This is a genomic window from Proteiniphilum sp. (assembly GCF_034927365.1).
Taxonomy (GTDB): domain Bacteria; phylum Bacteroidota; class Bacteroidia; order Bacteroidales; family Dysgonomonadaceae; genus Proteiniphilum.
Map to the genome: position 1 here is coordinate 1 of NZ_JAYFQD010000013.1, position 15,821 is coordinate 15,821.

At 44.3% G+C, this 15,821-nt stretch carries 14 protein-coding genes and 1 pseudogene; 3 read left to right on the top strand and 12 right to left on the bottom strand.

What is annotated here, in order from left to right; translation table 11 throughout:
* The 3 genes and pseudogenes from VB073_RS09215 to VB073_RS09225 all read left to right on the top strand — a co-directional run.
* Window positions 1-289: pseudogene (locus tag VB073_RS09215) on the top strand (hypothetical protein); the annotation flags it as partial.
* A gap of 620 nt (window positions 290-909) precedes the next feature.
* The gene (locus VB073_RS09220; protein ID WP_323403873.1) at window positions 910-1,035 is read left to right on the top strand and encodes a hypothetical protein; all 126 of its coding nucleotides are present in this window, start codon (window positions 910-912) and stop codon (window positions 1,033-1,035) included.
* Between the two features lie 44 nt (window positions 1,036-1,079).
* On the top strand, window positions 1,080-1,736 hold the full coding sequence (locus VB073_RS09225; protein ID WP_323403874.1) for a hypothetical protein: 657 nt from the start codon (window positions 1,080-1,082) through the stop codon (window positions 1,734-1,736).
* Window positions 1,737-1,806: 70 nt separating this feature from the next.
* Here VB073_RS09225 and VB073_RS09230 read toward each other — a convergent pair whose 3' ends face one another.
* From VB073_RS09230 to VB073_RS09285, 12 genes are all read right to left on the bottom strand, one after another.
* A complete protein-coding gene (locus VB073_RS09230; protein ID WP_323403875.1) occupies window positions 1,807-2,940 on the bottom strand; it encodes a DUF4861 domain-containing protein in 1,134 nt (377 codons plus the stop codon).
* Between the two features lie 93 nt (window positions 2,941-3,033).
* Window positions 3,034-3,825 (bottom strand): gluconate 5-dehydrogenase, encoded by a 792-nt coding sequence (locus VB073_RS09235; RefSeq protein WP_323403876.1) that lies wholly within the window; start codon window positions 3,823-3,825, stop codon window positions 3,034-3,036.
* 60 nt (window positions 3,826-3,885) lie between these two features.
* Window positions 3,886-4,728 carry a 5-dehydro-4-deoxy-D-glucuronate isomerase gene (kduI, locus tag VB073_RS09240; RefSeq protein ID WP_323403877.1) on the bottom strand — a complete coding sequence of 281 codons (843 nt, stop codon included), beginning with the start codon at window positions 4,726-4,728 and terminating at the stop codon, window positions 3,886-3,888.
* 89 nt (window positions 4,729-4,817) lie between these two features.
* The gene (locus tag VB073_RS09245) at window positions 4,818-7,649 is read right to left on the bottom strand and encodes a glycoside hydrolase family 88 protein (protein WP_323403878.1); all 2,832 of its coding nucleotides are present in this window, start codon (window positions 7,647-7,649) and stop codon (window positions 4,818-4,820) included.
* Between the two features lie 124 nt (window positions 7,650-7,773).
* The gene (locus tag VB073_RS09250) at window positions 7,774-9,051 is read right to left on the bottom strand and encodes a family 16 glycosylhydrolase (protein ID WP_323403879.1); all 1,278 of its coding nucleotides are present in this window, start codon (window positions 9,049-9,051) and stop codon (window positions 7,774-7,776) included.
* A gap of 112 nt (window positions 9,052-9,163) precedes the next feature.
* Entirely contained in the window at window positions 9,164-10,612 is a 1,449-nt protein-coding gene (locus tag VB073_RS09255; RefSeq protein WP_323403880.1) for a DUF6600 domain-containing protein, read from the bottom strand.
* 106 nt (window positions 10,613-10,718) lie between these two features.
* Window positions 10,719-11,303, bottom strand: a complete 585-nt coding sequence (gene rsxA / locus VB073_RS09260; protein ID WP_323403881.1) for an electron transport complex subunit RsxA — start codon at window positions 11,301-11,303, stop codon at window positions 10,719-10,721.
* 12 nt (window positions 11,304-11,315) lie between these two features.
* Window positions 11,316-11,915 carry an electron transport complex subunit E gene (locus VB073_RS09265; RefSeq protein ID WP_323403882.1) on the bottom strand — a complete coding sequence of 200 codons (600 nt, stop codon included), beginning with the start codon at window positions 11,913-11,915 and terminating at the stop codon, window positions 11,316-11,318.
* A complete protein-coding gene (locus VB073_RS09270; protein WP_323403883.1) occupies window positions 11,908-12,600 on the bottom strand; it encodes an RnfABCDGE type electron transport complex subunit G in 693 nt (230 codons plus the stop codon). Before VB073_RS09270 ends, VB073_RS09265 begins: the two co-directional genes overlap by 8 nt.
* Entirely contained in the window at window positions 12,593-13,558 is a 966-nt protein-coding gene (locus VB073_RS09275; protein ID WP_323403884.1) for an RnfABCDGE type electron transport complex subunit D, read from the bottom strand. The genes VB073_RS09270 and VB073_RS09275 overlap by 8 nt, the downstream gene beginning before the upstream one ends.
* 13 nt (window positions 13,559-13,571) lie before the next feature.
* Window positions 13,572-14,909, bottom strand: coding sequence for an electron transport complex subunit RsxC (gene rsxC / locus VB073_RS09280; RefSeq protein WP_323403885.1), 1,338 nt, complete (start codon window positions 14,907-14,909; stop codon window positions 13,572-13,574).
* Between the two features lie 18 nt (window positions 14,910-14,927).
* Entirely contained in the window at window positions 14,928-15,782 is an 855-nt protein-coding gene (locus VB073_RS09285) for an RnfABCDGE type electron transport complex subunit B (RefSeq protein ID WP_323403886.1), read from the bottom strand.
* Between the last annotated feature and the right edge of the window lie 39 nt (window positions 15,783-15,821).

Here is a 15,821-nt window from a genome sequence, read left to right on the forward strand (position 1 = left end):
GGATTTTACCCGAAGGGATTTGAAGAGGAATGTGAAATTCCTTTCCAAACGGGAGGCCCGTAAAAAATTCAATGCGGATATGGCGATTACCTATAAACTCCCTGTAATGGAAGCCCTAAATTCTCTTGTAGGACAAAAAGGGAAGGAATATACCCACTGCGACGTATTGATGATACACAAGAATGATCTGGGCCCGGTATTTTTGTATTGCTTCTATACCGATGAAGGCTATAAGCACCGGAAACAGTATTACAACAAATTAGAAAACGCCGTTGGATTCAAACAATAATCTGTAGCATGAATTGAGAAGGATCAATGGTTAATTGCCTTGGTTTATTTATAAGTAAGGTAAATATGGCGTTTTAGTTATTGCCAAGTTTAATTTATAAGAATAATATGATGAAAAAGTTGAATGTTTCTGAATTGAGGTCGAGTAAAAGATTTTATCTTCTGTCAGATTTTGAATAAAGACAGTTTGTTGGTGGTGGGTCCGGATCCCCTCCTCCCACATGGGACTGCACCTTTAACGCCTTCGTCTCCTATATGGGAAATCAGGGTTATAATGTAGATAAGAATGAATTAGTTAATTCCTATTGTTCATATTATGGAATTTCCAAACAAGATATAATTAATGATGGAGTTGTAATGAATACTTTGTTTGATGAATTTATCTGTTCTACATATCAGATCAATATGACGCCTCAAGATTCTGGACCTGATTCTCCTGATGGTACTTTTCCTCCAAATTATTTAATGTATATGAATGTAGATATAATACTGGTGAAATACATACTGTAAGACCAATACAAGCTATTGCTGAAAATGGAAATATATTTGTTATAGTATATGACCCGACTCACCAGAGAACCTATCGTGTGCCGCAATCTGAAATAACCGCTTTCTTTACATATGATAAACAATCTGTATTTGGGCTGCCGGGATATTACGGATATCCGGGGGATGACAATAATCCTGGATATTCTGGTTATCCAGGGTATCCGTAGGATGATAATCCTCGATATGGATATTCAATAATTTTATAGTAAAAGGTCTTTGTTTAAATTTAAATATAGGAATAGATGAAAAAAATTATACCGTTATTATTTATTATCATAGCGCAATTATGCCCTGTAAAGGGTCAGGATGTCCCGAAGATTGTGGGATTGGCTACCCCGGAGAGTGTATATAAAGCAATGGATCTTGAGTATATTCCGGTTGAGGGATTTTCTCTAGATGATAATTTTGTGAGTTGGGAACCATATACCTCTCATGGTCCATCTACTATCATACATACAGAGCACAATAATTTCTTTTGTTTGATAGATATTTTTTATAGTGTGAAGAGATATGATGTTTTTCTTAAAGAGGAGAGAAATATTTATTATTTTAATCACATAAGAGATAATTTGATCGATATAGCTGGAAAGTATAATGAAAATAAACGGGAGGATTTTACACAAAAAGATTTGAAGAGGAATGTAAAATTCCTTTCAAGACGGGAGGCTCGCAAAAAATTCAATGCGGATATGGCGATTACTTATAAACTCCCTGTAATAGAAAATATAAATTATATTATAGAACAAAAGGGAAAGGAATATACCCACTGCGACGTATTGATGATACACAAGAATGATCTGGGTCCGATATTTTTATATTGCTTCTATACCGATGAAGGCTATAAGCACCGGAAACAGTATTACAATAAATTAGAAAAAGCTATTGGATTCAAACAATAATCCCTATAAATAGCTTGTAGTATACAAGTTATTTATAGGGATGTAAAGTAGGGAATGAATATAACCCTGTTCAATATGTGATAGTAAGGGGTTGATCGATCCTTATTTTCTCTTCTTTTACGAACTGCATCCACTCTTCAAAGTTGTCGAAACCGGCTTTGCTCCATCCACCTCCTGCGTAATAGGTGTAAGATGTGCCGGGCTGATAGTTGTTCAAACCCAGATAATGCCCGTTTGCAATCCTGGTATCCTTGAATCCTGTAGGATGGATGGCAGCAGTGTAAATTGTACCGTTTACTTTATCGGCAGGCGTCTCGTAGGCGATAATGCCGGAATTGTCGCCGTAAGTGATTTCCGGCTTATTTTTCTCCATCACAATACCGGTTGCCACGATCAGTTGATCGGCATCTACCTCGAAGATATTAGTCACTTTGTTGAAAAGACTATACGCATCTAATGAGATGATACGTGTTTCTGTGACCGTTTTGCCTCCTGCATTATATCGCTCGTAGCTAAGGTTGAAGGTGATACGGAGCGGTCCGTTATCAAGGATCTCCGCTCTGATGAAATTATCGCCCAGGCAGAGAGTGTCGTTGTCTACGGGGGCGGTCATTCCCAAACCCAAAGTTCTTCCGACCTTGTAAAAGTCCAACCCTTCGCCGTGATCCTGATGATAGGAGGCCACGCCAGCCAGATCGTCCTTATACCACTTGTCGATAACCAGTGATTCTGTTTTCTTCGCCCAGAAATCCATTCCATTACTGATCTCACCGGTCGCTTTCAGGGCAGGGCCATAGATTCGGAAGGCTACACGGTTGTTTTCCCATGCGAAATCATCCTTCCGCTCGGGAACCAGACGGCCATAAACCATAGGAGGAAACGACTCGGGTTGGCCGATTGCGATCCGGAAAGAGGTTGTTTCTCCACCGTGCAACGAAACCGGAAAAATAAGCTCTTCTATCTTACCCGTTCCGTTGGTTATAAGTTGATAGGGGAGTTGTTTCCCCTTCTTGTCAGTCACGATGATTGTTTTCCCTTCAGAAAGCGATAACTTCTGTTGTACCGTTTCCCATGAGACTTCCACCATCTCATTTTCTCTCTCTCTGGAACTCGGATTGGTCACTCCTATTGTCAATCCCTTTTTGGAACTGCACCCTATAGAGAATGTTATCAATAGGAGCAATATGAAATATTTTGTCTGCATACTTTTTTGATGTGTTGATTTAAAGATATGTTGATTTGTAGATTGATGTAGAATTGAAACCTATCCTATTCACCCAACCACTCTTCCACCTGTTTACGGTTGTTTCCCTATATATGCCAGAATACCGCCGTCCACATAGAGGATATGGCCGTTTACAAAGTTGGAGGCATCCGAAGCGAGGAAGAGGGCGGGTCCTGCCAGGTCTTCCGGGGTTCCCCATCGTGCAGCAGGTGTCTTGGAAATGATAAAAGAGTCGAACGGGTGACGGGAGCCGTCGGGTTGTCTTTCCCGTAAAGGGGCTGTTTGTGGGGTTGCAATATATCCCGGTCCGATACCGTTACACTGTATGTTGTATTCTCCGTATTCGGAGCAGATATTACGGGTAAGCATCTTCAATCCCCCTTTTGCAGCCGCATAGGCAGAAACAGTCTCACGCCCGAGTTCACTCATCATGGAGCAGACATTGATGATCTTTCCATGCCCTTTCTTGATCATATGGGGAATGACTGCCTTGGAGACGATAAACGGCCCGTTCAGATCGATATCGATCACCTGGCGGAACTCGGCGGCGCTCATCTCGTGCATCGGTATCCGTTTGATGATACCGGCGTTGTTGACCAGGATATCTATTACGCCTATCTCTTCCGTTACCCGGACAATGAATTGATTTACCGCCTCTTCATCGGTGACGTCGCATACATAGCCATGGGCCTCTATCCCTTTCTCCTTATAAGACGCAAGGCCTTTATCTACCAATCCCTGATTGATATCGTTGAATACGATTTTGGCGCCGGCTTCTGCAAAAGCGGATGCCATGGCAAATCCGATACCGTAAGAGGCTCCTGTGACAAGCGCTATTTTCCCTTCCAATGAAAAATTAACCATACTATTTATATTGATTGGATGTAACTTTTTATTTGATATACATGTAATCCCGGATTTTCCTTATCGTAAGTCGACGATCTTTGAAAAATCCTGATCGCCGTAATCGAGGTTTTCACCGGCCATACCCCAGATGAAAGTATAATTGGAGGTTGCTGCACCGGCGTGGATCGACCATTCCGGAGAGAGTACCGCCTGGTCGTTGTGCATCCAGATATGGCGTGTTTCATCGGGTTCACCCATAAAATGGCATACTGCCTGGTCTGCCGGCACTTCAAAATAGAAGTAAACTTCCATCCGGCGTGAATGGATATGTGACGGCATGGTGTTCCATACGCTTCCCGGAGCCAGTTCGGTCATCCCCATCTGCAACTGGCAGGTCGGCAGTACCTGATTCACAATCATCTTGTTGATATTCCTGTGATTGGATGATTCCAAAGATCCCATCTCGGCTACCACCGCATCCGATTTGGTCACTTTCTTATCAGGATAGTTACGGTGGGCTGTTGCCGAGTTGAAATAGAATTTCGCCGGTTTTGCCGCATCGTCACTCTCAAAATAGACCTCCCGTTCACCGGAACCGAGATAGAGCGCCTCCTTGTAGTCGAGTTCAAAGATAGTTTCCCCTACCTTTACTTTTCCTTTACCTCCTACATTAAAAATGCCCAGTTCGCGGCGGCACAAGAAAATTGGTTGTTTTAGCGGATCAATTGCTTCCAGATGCAACTCTTCGTTTACCGGCATTGCTCCACCCACCACCATCCGGTCGTACATCGAATAGACCATATTCACTTCATCCGGAGCAAATATTTTTTCTATGAGAAAATCCTTTCTCAAACGTTGCGTATCATAAGACTTTGCATCTTCGGGATGCGCTGCATAACGTAATTGATAATTTGTCTTCATATCCTGTTTTTAGTTTATATTCTTTTCCTGTATAAAACCTCAGGCTTCCTTCCTGCAGACCTATTGAGAGGAAGGTAGTGTCGCATTGTTTAGTTGGGATTCAATATATCAATCCTCTGATCAAGTAAGCCGTTTATATAGGTAGACAGAATCCCATCCTTATATTTAATTCTTAACAGAAAACGCTCCGGTTTCTCCGGTGAATACCATTTTCCATTGGTGCCCCTTGCTATCTTTCTCCAGTTTTCAGACGTTCCCAGAATATTGCTGCTTTGATATACTTTCCCCTTATATATGATCTCTGGCTTCACTGTTTCTCCATTCAGACAATAATCCAGATCACCGAGTTGGAGTAAATGGCCCTGATAATTGGCCGTATCCGGGGTGATGATAACCGATAAATCAAAATCTTTTTTAGGATTAAACTTGAATTTCTTATTAATATCGGATAAAGTACTCTCTTTGCTTCCCTCCGTTTTCGAATGAAATCCTTCAAAATCACAATAGATGGATGTACAAAAGCCTTGGGGCCGTTGAGCACTGACAATCCAGTCATAATAATTACCATGCATCCATGTCAGTCTCAGAGGAGTATTTTCTGATCCGGGAATCAGGTAGGGACGCACATTGTTGAGCGGTGAATTATTAGTCATAGCTTCTTTCGAAACGATACGTCCGTCCTCATCCAGCGTATATCTAATAATCTCGTACACATTCCCGTATTTACCTCTCTGCGGAACCGAACAATAGATGATATTCGTGTTTGCCGGATCAATGGTCATCCCGCCACTATAGCACTTCTCGATGTCGTCACTCTGGTGAAAATGCCCTCCCGCATCGGCTAAAAAACTCTTTCTCCATTTCTTCCCGGTCCAGCGGACATAATAGTAGGCATGTTGGCTTTTATCTTCATTGATTCGCACCATAGCGATGACCGGTTTTTCCTGGGAGTCCATGGCTATCTGCCACACCCAATCCCGTTCCGGAGAATTATCGACAACGGTATTGGGATATTTCCCGACGTACTCGTCACTCTTATCAATCCTAAACGGTTTTTCTGAAATATTTGAAAGGATATTCCCATCTATGTCCTCCAATTGTTGAGAGTTGATATTGATATAATTGAAATAGATGAAATTGGGAAGTTCATTGTCTGGATGTCCGGTTGTATAGGTCATGTAAATTTTATCTTTCCCGTTTGAGGCATACTTTGCATAGGGACGTGCCCCTGTCGATTGTACTATTTGATGGGGACCCCAGGTGATAGTTACATTGTCTTTACTGTCGGGCAGGGATAATCTGGCGATAGTGGGGTGCCATCCTATTCCACGCCAGCAAAGATAGAAGTGGTTCGGATCATCAGAAAGGATGAAAGGGGAGGGGTAGGTGGTGTTATTTTCCGTTTCTATTCTCTTTTCTTCACCCAAAGTAGTTATATCGCCTGGTTCACGGGATACACGGTAATAGAAACAGGGTTCATCGGTATGACGTGAGTAAAATATCATGATCCGCTCGTCGGGAAGTACAAGAAAAGTGGGATTGTTGTGATCATCGGGTTGAAAACAGGAACGGATGAGAATTTCTTCCTGCATATTCTTGTTAAAGTCATATTGCATGGCTTTTATGTTCCCATGAATATCTATATAGCCGATATAGGTTTTGTTGATATTCCCATTCTCACTTTTGTAGTGTAGCGCTCTCGGATCACCAAACCAACACCAGGCACCTTCGCTGGAGACCTGATGTACTTCTGAAATATTTTCGAAATCACCGAAAGACTCTTTCTCTGCTGTAGTAGCCCCCAGCTTACGTGCATACTCGCATGCGGCCAATAAAAAGGCACCTACACCAAAATCGGCTGTGCTTCGGGGACCCACATCTTTATGTTGATCGGCTCTTTCCCCGATAGGTTGCACATACCCGATTCTTCCATCAGGTTGTAAAGCTGTATTTGATAAATAATTCCATGCTTTTTCAATCACACTTCCGTATTCACTTTCTTCCAGGATGCCGTTGTTAACTCCCCATAGTAATCCGTAAGTAAAGAATGCTGTGCCACTTGTTTCTGGTCCCGAGGCATGTGCCGGGTCAAGCATGCTGCGTGTCCAATAACCTTCGGGTTGTTGGGCTTTTGCGACTGCCTTGGCTATAGAGCGAAAACGATCAACATAAAACTGCCGGTCTTTATGAGCTAATGGGAAATCCTGCAGGACACGGGCAAACCCGGCAAGAACCCATCCATCACCACGCGCCCAGAAATCTTTCTTTCCGTTAACAGTCTTATGAGAAGGATATACATATTTATGATCACGATAATATAGCCCTTCCTCCTGATCGAACATAATGGAGTCGGCATAATGCAGATAATCAGATAGTCTTTTCAGATAGAGATTATTTCCCGTCAGTCGATGTAAACGGGTCATGACCGGCATAACCATATAAAGCCCATCCGCCCACCACCAGAAGTCGTTACGGTCAAGACTCATTTGATATTCCATCACCTCGAGTGCACGTGCAATCTTATAGTCGGCAGGGGATAACTTATAGAGATCTGCATATACCTGGAAACAGATCTGGAAATCCCCGAACAGTACATATTGGTCTGTTTCCCCATAAGTTAGTTTCCACTCGGATCTGTTGTCTGATTTAGCTCCTTTCCACTCGTTCTGGTTGGCCCACGCTTCTGAATATCTCAGGTATTCCCCGTTCCCTGTCAGAAAATAAGCTTCCATATTTCCGGTATGATAAGCTGCATAATGCCAAAAGGAATTGCCGTGTTTTGGGTTCTGAGTTTGCCAATAACTATTTACTTTATGAATTATGTCGATAATCTCTTTTGCCTTATCAGAACTTTTCGCTATAACGGTGGTGCTTCCCAGGAAAAGGAGTACAGTCATGATTATTGTACTTCTTCTATTCATTGTCGTCATTATAAATATCTGTTGATCGCACAACTGAATACGAAGTTAAACAAAATTTTAGAATATTCCTTGTAAAGAGTTCATTTCTATGGTATCTATTTATCCATTAAACCATATTTTGCTTTCACTTTATCGGAGGTTGCGAATAATCAATTTTTTCTTTTGCATATACACGCACAAAATCGACATACATGTCAGAACCATTACCATAACGTTCAAGATCTATCGGCCAACCGCTTATCCCGCCGATCGCATAATTAATCAGAAAAATATGTGGGTTCAATGATTCATCGTTGGTAGGATGACGAAGTACTTCGATATCATCAAAATAGTAGACGGTTTCTTCCAAACCTACCGAAACAGCATAAGTGTGGAATGTAGTCGACCAATACGATTTACCTCCCAACTCCATGATCGGTACCACCCGGTCATATTCTTTTTTCTTTGTTCCATCCTGATTTTTTTGTCCCCAGAAATGACTGACGATGGAGTATCCCGGATGATTGGGATTTCCTTTACCCACACCACCGTAAGCTTCTACAATATCCAATTCGTCGCCAATCATGCCATTATCCAATTTGGTTATTGTCCAGAAAGCGGGCCAGGTGCCGGGAGCGGACTGGGCCGTAAAACGACATTCCATATAAAATGGCGCTTTTACCCAGAAGCCTTTACCATCCATATCACACGAAGCAATGATACCCGAACTTCCTTTTGTGCCGGGGCGCTTGCGTGCTTTTATTTTCAGGTAAGTATCCACCTGTTCGAATGGATTATCCGGACCGTCGACATCCGAAAAAATATAGCCGCTAAAGTCTCCGAAACGAGGTTTATGCGCACTATATCTGGCCCCTCTGCCATCGTTTGATATGGAAAGCGGACCGTCAAAGTCATCCTGAAAGACTAATTTCATACCTTTAGCGCCATGTGGGATTGTGTCGGGTACACCTTGGTTCCATTTTATACCACCTTTATTGTACAATTGAAGCTCAAAAAAATCCTTCGACCCTTTCTCATTGTGGGCGTAGATACGGACATTCATCGGACCGGTAGGAAACCTGTCCGCATTAAAGGAGAAGGAGCCTTCTCCTTTTTTGTCTATTTTGATACCTTTTGGCGTTAGATTGACATTATGACCCCAATAACCTGGATTTTCTTTTGTGGGCTGACTCCAACATAAAGCTTTTGCATGGTCCATTCCTTCTGCCTTGAATTTCACTTTTACCTTTCCTTTTACTTCCGTACGGCACGCCGGTTCCATTATTTGAATAGATTGTATCCATTCCGTATTTCCATCATTCTGCCCATGATTGAAATCAACATATTTATATTCCGACTCCTGGGATCGGATTGACATAAAACTTAACAGGCATAAAGCTAAAACGGGTATTATTTTCTTCATTTTAATATATTTTTTTTACCCTGGCTATCCGTTTCAGGGATAACCAGGGTTGCTATCTTGAATAGTTTCCCCCGGATATTGGAACATAGCCCGGGATTATTATCTGTATGGCCTACCTCCTTCCGGAAGATCTGCCGGAATTATTACTTTCCTTGCTATTGCTGCTCTTTGATGATGACGAAGTAGAGGTGCTGCTGCTTCTATTAGTGGAAGAACCGGAACTTGACCTTACACTGCTGCTACTTTCATTATTGCTTCGGGTAGAAGTTTGGGATCGGGTAGTGGTAGTGCTTCTCTCATTCGAGTTGCTTCTTTGTGATGGGCTTACGGTTGTACTTCTCTCATTCGAACTGCTTCGTTGCTGAGGGCTTACGGTTGTACTTTTCTCACTTGAAGTACTTCTTTGTTGTGGGCTTACGGTTGAATTTCTGTTTGTATTTTCCGAAGTCCCTTGCGACGATCTTACCGTCGTACCGCTGCTACTTCTCGTGGAACCCTGTGGAGTAACGGTAGTATTTCTATCGTTGGATGAGTTGGTTCGGCTATTGGTTACCGAACTGTTGCTGTTCCTCTCAGAGGAATTTCCCTGAGATCTTACGGTGGAATTCCTATCTGTGCCTGACGAGCTCTGCGACCTCACCGTTGTTGATGAGTTACTCCGTGAATTTGTCCCTTCGGAAACCCTCGTATTGTTATTGCTGCTTCTGACGTTTCCGCTGCTGGAACTACTGTTTGTCCTACCGCTTACTGAAGAAGACCTTGTACTGGAGGATCTGCTATTGTCGGCGTCGGGACGATAGACACTTACCGAATTACCGCTCACCCTTGTAACCCTGCCCGAACGATTATTGTTACTTTCGAGCCTGCGTACCGTAGCCTTCCTACCTGTTTCACGTTCGTAGTCCCTTACGCTCGGTCCGCTGTAATAACGGTTATCGTTATATATATAGGTATTGTTGATGATAGTCGTCCTATTATAGATGGTTGGGCTGTACCTGTCATAATACCTGTACATACTGCGATTATACATGTATCTGGTAGGCAGGAAGGTCCAGTAATTGTGAGGAGCATTCACGTGGATATGAATGTTGACCCCAGGGCCCATCGGTGCCCAGCCGTAATAACCGCCACCGCTTCTCCACGATACCCAGGCAGGCGCCCATTCGTAACCGGGGATCCATGCCCATCCGTAGTAATCGTCATAATACCACCGTCCATAATGGAAAGGTGCCCATCCCCAGGAGAAGTTCGATACCCAGGTGTTTCCATAATCGGTCACCACCCAATATCCATTGGTTGCATACGGATGAAACTCTCTCCCAACGTTGGGAACCCAGATGCGGCCGTAATGACGGTCGTTGATCCATCGTCCGTGAGGTCTCAATTCGTTATAGAAAACGTTGAACGATATACCACCTCCTTGATAGCCGTCGTCATAATATTCCTCTTCGTAATAGGACTCAGCATATCCTTGAGAATAGACATAACTCCGAGAGGTTCCGCATGACCAAAAGAGTAGCGCGATCACCGCGAAAGAGAGGAAATTTCTTAAAGCTTTCATATCCGTAGTTATTAAAGGGTGTAACTTCTTTTCTTTTGCAATATGACATCCTTTTTACGGAATGGTTTAACACCCATCGTCAAATCCACCTTCCCACTTTTTTCACCTATCTAAACACCTGGTCTATCCCGGAGAATCCCATAAACGCCATGGCCATAATACCGGCTGTGATCAGGGCGAGGGGTATTCCTTTCATGCCCTTAGGGACTTTGGTGAGCGCCAGTTGTTCACGGATACTTGAAAAGATGATCAATGCCATGGCATATCCCAGGGCGGTGGCTATGGCGTAGATGACCGACTCTAAAAGGGTATAGTCCTTCTGTATCACTAGAATTGCCACACCGAGTATCACACAGTTGGTAGTGATCAGCGGTAGAAACACACCCAGCGCCTGGTATAATGAAGGGGATATTTTCTTGAGAACGATCTCCACCATCTGCACCAGTGCAGCAATCACTAAAATAAAGGAGATCGTTTGCAGATATTCCAGCCCGAAGGGTTCCAACACTCCTTTTTGTAGAAGAAAGGTAACAATGGTGGCAATGGTCAGTACAAAGGTGACAGAGAGCCCCATGCCGATGGCGGTATCCAATTTCTTCGATACACCCAAGAATGGGCAGATACCCAGGAACTGCGCCAACACCACATTATTTACAAATATGGCAACTATAATGATACCGATAATTTCCATAATGATTGAGTCTTAGTTGGATTGTTCTTTCTTTTGGAGTCGGTTGAAAATGGCGATCAGGTAACCCAGTACAATGAAGGCTCCGGGCGCCAATATAAATATCAGTGAGCCGAACTGTTCAGGGAAGATGTTCAGTGAGAATATTTTTCCGGTGCCCAATAGCTCGCGTATTGCACCCAATAATGAGAGTGCAAAAGTAAATCCCAGTCCGATTCCCATTCCATCGAAGATGGATGAGATTACGTTGTTCTTTGAAGCAAATGACTCCGCTCTCCCCAATACAATACAGTTTACTACGATCAGCGGGATGAATATACCCAGACTGTCAGCCAGCGCCGGTACGTAGGCATTCATCAGCATTTCGATAATGGTTACGAAAGTGGCGATCACTACGATGTAGGCAGGAATACGTACCATGTCGGGGATGATGTTTTTCAGCATCGAGATGGCTGCGTTGGAACAGACTAACACGAACATTGTTGCCAGTCCCATACTCATCCCGTTGATGGCCGAACTGGTTGTTGCCAGCGTGGGGCACATTCCCAGCAGCAACACGAAAATAGGGTTTTCTCTAATGATGCCGTTAACCAGTACTTTTAGATTGTTACTCATTGTTGTTTCCTCCTTCCTCCGTTGTTTGCGGTTCATTATTGTTATCTGCCACTCCGGTACCATTTGTTGCAACTGGTAATTCGGTGTCGCCGGTTATTACATTCTTGCTCGCCGTGTACGCGGTATAGGCTCTGTTCACCGCTTCGAGGAATGCCCTCGAGGTGATGGTCGATGCGGTAATGGCATCCACATCTCCTCCGTCATTCGAAACGGCTAGTGCACCTATCGACAAATCCCGTCCAATGATTGATCGGGATAATTTGGCTGTATCTTTGAACCACTCCGACATTTTCGATCCTAATCCCGGTGTCTCTGCATGTTGCAACACCGAATAATTCATAATCTTGTGTTTCATATCGAACCCTACCATGATCTGAATGACTCCACCAAACCCGTTGTTGGAAGAACTGATCAGTGCGTATCCCACAATCTGATTACCCTTCCTTGCAGGGTAAACCCGCAGAGAATCGCCCTGCCTGTCCGGAATTAGAAACGCTTCCGAAACCGGATCATTGTCAAACGCAGGTACCACTTCGCTGATGGCATTCTGTAATTTTATCGCTTTAGCATCCGCAATCGGTTGCGCAGTCATTTTATTTACCTGCGCCAATAATATTGCACCTGTGAGACATATTAACGAAAGCGACAGGAACATATTCCTGAATGTTGAATCCAATTTAGCCATGTTTCACTACCTCCCCGAATCGTTTTGGCGTTGTGTAGTTGTTGATAAGCGGTGTAAGGGCATTCATCAGCAGGATTGCAAATGAAACTCCTTCCGGATAGGCTCCCCAGAGTCGTATGGTGATGGTGATAAAGCCGATTCCAACACCGTAAATGATCATTCCCTTTTTTGTCATCGGTGATGTTACATAGTCGGTAGCCATGAAGATCGCCCCCAACATCAAACCACCTGAAAAGAGGTGAATCAGCGGATTATAGAATGGAATGGGGTTAATGATGTACAGTATCCCGGTGAAAACGGCGATAGTAGCCATGATAGAGATTGGAATATGCCATGTGATAATCTTTCTCCCAAGTAACCAACCCAATCCAAGAAGGAGTGCCAGGGAACTCATTTCACCTGTTGATCCGGCTTCGGTACCGAGGAACATCGTCTGTAGCGACGGTAATAATTCGGGATTGAGCTTTAGATTACCCAGAACGGTTGCCGAACTGATCGCATCGACTGCACCTGAGGTCTCTGGTGTCGGCCAAACCGTCATTTGTGCCGGGAATGAGATCAGCAGGAAAATACGTCCTGCAATGGCAGGATTAAAAATATTATTGCCCAATCCCCCAAAAGAGAGTTTTACCACACCGATGGCGAACAGGCATCCCAGCGCCAAAATCCAGATGGGAAGGTTGGACGGAACGTTGAATGCAAGCAGTACGCCGGTGATGATAGCCGATCCGTCGAAGACAGTTGGCGTTTCTTTCATCATATATTTTGTGATGAGATATTCAAATCCCACGCAAAAGAGTACAGCCAGTGCGGTAATGATCAAAGCATCGAGCCGGAAGAGGTACAAGGCGATCATGAACGCCGGAATAAGCGCGATAAGCACATTGTACATTTTCTTTTGGATCGTCTCCCCGCTATGTATATGGGGGGAAGGAGAAACAATGAGTTTGTTTTCCATATATGTAGTCACTCTAAGCGTTTGTTTTTCTTCCTCTGATAATTTTATTCACTTTGCCCTTACCCAGCCGGATATAGTCGAGCAATGGCCGATCGGCAGGACATATGTAGCTGCATGCTCCACACTCGATACAGTCGATGATGCCGTTTTTCTCGGCGTCATCCCATACCTCGAACTCGGTGAGGTTCATCAGTAGCGTAGGATTCAATCCCATCGGACATACATTCAGACATTCGGCGCACCGGATACAATTCTTCATCGCTTTCCGTTTAGCTTCCAATGTAGGAATAAGCAATATCCCCGAAGTACCTTTGGTCACCGGTACGTCGATACTTGCCAGCGCCTTCCCCATCATGGGACCACCGCTGACGATCTTGCCGGTTGTCTCCGGTATCCCTCCGGCAGCATCAATCAGGTGGCTTATAGGGATACCTACTCGTGAGAGGATATTGCAGGGATGTTTCACATCCTTTCCGGTGACGGTTACCACCCGTTCTATCAGAGGCTTATTCTTCTGAACCGCTTCATAGACCGCCAGCAGCGTTGCCACGTTTTGTACCACCACACCTGTCGCGATAGGCAATACGCCACTTGGCACCTGACGTCCTGTCAAGGCAGCGATCAGTTGTTTTTCACCTCCTTGTGGATATTGTACTTTGAGGGTTTCCACACTAATGCCGGGATATGCTTTTACACATTTCTCGAGCTTCTCAATGGCGTCTTTCTTGTTGTTTTCAATACCGATGATTGCCTTGTTCACACCCAATGCTTTCATCACGATGGTAATCCCCACTACGATTTCCTCGGTCCTTTCCATCATCAGCCGGTGATCTGAAGTAAGCCAGGGCTCACATTCCGCACCGTTAATGATCAGCATCTCGGGTTTTGATCCCGGAGGAGGGGTTAGTTTTATATGGGTAGGAAAAGTGGCACCACCCATACCTACAATCCCGGCAGCAGCGATCTTATCAAGGATTTCTTTGGATGAAAGAGTACACTCTTTTTTCAGGAGAGGAGAACGGTCGACCGATTCTTCCCATTCATCGCCTTCTACTTTGATGAATACGGCATCACGTTTGTATCCGCTTACGTCGATCGCCTCATCAAGTTTTAGCACGGTTCCCGATACAGAAGAGTGGATATTGGCTGAAACAAATCCTACCGTTTTCCCGATAAGGGTTCCCACCTTTACCGTATCGCCTTTTCTGACGACAGGCTGGCAGGGAGCGCCGATGTGCTGGCCCAGGGGTATGACTACCTCATTGGGAATAGAAATGGGTTGTATCGCATTCGCTGCAGATACCTTCTGTTCTTTTGGGTGAATGCCGCCAATTCTGAAAGTCTTTAACATACTATGATTTCCTTAATCTTACACGTTCACTCTAACTTTGTCTTCTCTCGATGATATGTCTTTCCGGGGCGGGAAATTTAGTTCCAGGATGGAGTGGGTAGGACACACTGGCACGCATTGGCGACAAAGCCGGCATTTATCGTCGATGATATATGCCAGGTTATTCTCAATGGTAATAGCATCAAACTCACAAACCTGTTGACATTTATTGCATCCTATGCAGGCCACTTTACACGATTTCCGCACTACGCCTCCTTTTTCCTCATTCATGCAGCTCACATAAATCCGTCGTGATTTAGGCCCTTGTTTACGCAGTTCGATGATATCTTTGGGACAGGCTTTTACACATGCACCGCAGGCGGTGCATTTCTCTTCCACCACTTCGGGGAGTAATGTCCCGGGGTTGATATGAATGGCGTCGAATATACAGGAGTCCATACAGTCACCCAGTCCAAGACAACCGAAAGAGCATCCGGTGTCTCCGCCGTAAAGCGCTGCCGCGATGGTACAATTGGACACCCCGTCATAGAGGTTGATACGGGAACGTTTCTCACATGTCCCGTTACAGCGTATTACCGCTATCTTTTTCACCGTTACCGGCGCTGTTTGTCCCAGAATTTCTGCTACGATGTCCATGGTATTTTGGCCTCCCACTGGACAATTGAGCCCTTCGAGTGTTTCCGCCTTTACGCAGGCCGATGCAAACGATGCACACCCCGGGAATCCGCATCCCCCACAGTTGGCTGTCGGTAAGGCTTTTTGGATCTCCTCTATGCGGGGATCCTCCACTACCTTGAATCTTTGCCCTATCAGATATAATATGGCTGCACTACCAGCGCCTATCAAACTCAAAGTTATAACGGCAGTTATCATATTATTGAATTATTGTTTTAAGAACTTGGAAAAATTCAC

Coding starts and splice junctions, on each gene's coding strand:
- VB073_RS09220 (WP_323403873.1), top strand. CDS start 910: ATGATAAACAATCTGTATTTGGGCTGCCGGGATATTACGGATATCCGG.
- VB073_RS09225 (WP_323403874.1), top strand. CDS start 1,080: ATGAAAAAAATTATACCGTTATTATTTATTATCATAGCGCAATTATGC.
- VB073_RS09230 (WP_323403875.1), bottom strand. CDS start 2,940: ATGCAGACAAAATATTTCATATTGCTCCTATTGATAACATTCTCTATA.
- VB073_RS09235 (WP_323403876.1), bottom strand. CDS start 3,825: ATGGTTAATTTTTCATTGGAAGGGAAAATAGCGCTTGTCACAGGAGCC.
- kduI (WP_323403877.1), bottom strand. CDS start 4,728: ATGAAGACAAATTATCAATTACGTTATGCAGCGCATCCCGAAGATGCA.
- VB073_RS09245 (WP_323403878.1), bottom strand. CDS start 7,649: ATGAATAGAAGAAGTACAATAATCATGACTGTACTCCTTTTCCTGGGA.
- VB073_RS09250 (WP_323403879.1), bottom strand. CDS start 9,051: ATGAAGAAAATAATACCCGTTTTAGCTTTATGCCTGTTAAGTTTTATG.
- VB073_RS09255 (WP_323403880.1), bottom strand. CDS start 10,612: ATGAAAGCTTTAAGAAATTTCCTCTCTTTCGCGGTGATCGCGCTACTC.
- rsxA (WP_323403881.1), bottom strand. CDS start 11,303: ATGGAAATTATCGGTATCATTATAGTTGCCATATTTGTAAATAATGTG.
- VB073_RS09265 (WP_323403882.1), bottom strand. CDS start 11,915: ATGAGTAACAATCTAAAAGTACTGGTTAACGGCATCATTAGAGAAAAC.
- VB073_RS09270 (WP_323403883.1), bottom strand. CDS start 12,600: ATGGCTAAATTGGATTCAACATTCAGGAATATGTTCCTGTCGCTTTCG.
- VB073_RS09275 (WP_323403884.1), bottom strand. CDS start 13,558: ATGGAAAACAAACTCATTGTTTCTCCTTCCCCCCATATACATAGCGGG.
- rsxC (WP_323403885.1), bottom strand. CDS start 14,909: ATGTTAAAGACTTTCAGAATTGGCGGCATTCACCCAAAAGAACAGAAG.
- VB073_RS09285 (WP_323403886.1), bottom strand. CDS start 15,782: ATGATAACTGCCGTTATAACTTTGAGTTTGATAGGCGCTGGTAGTGCA.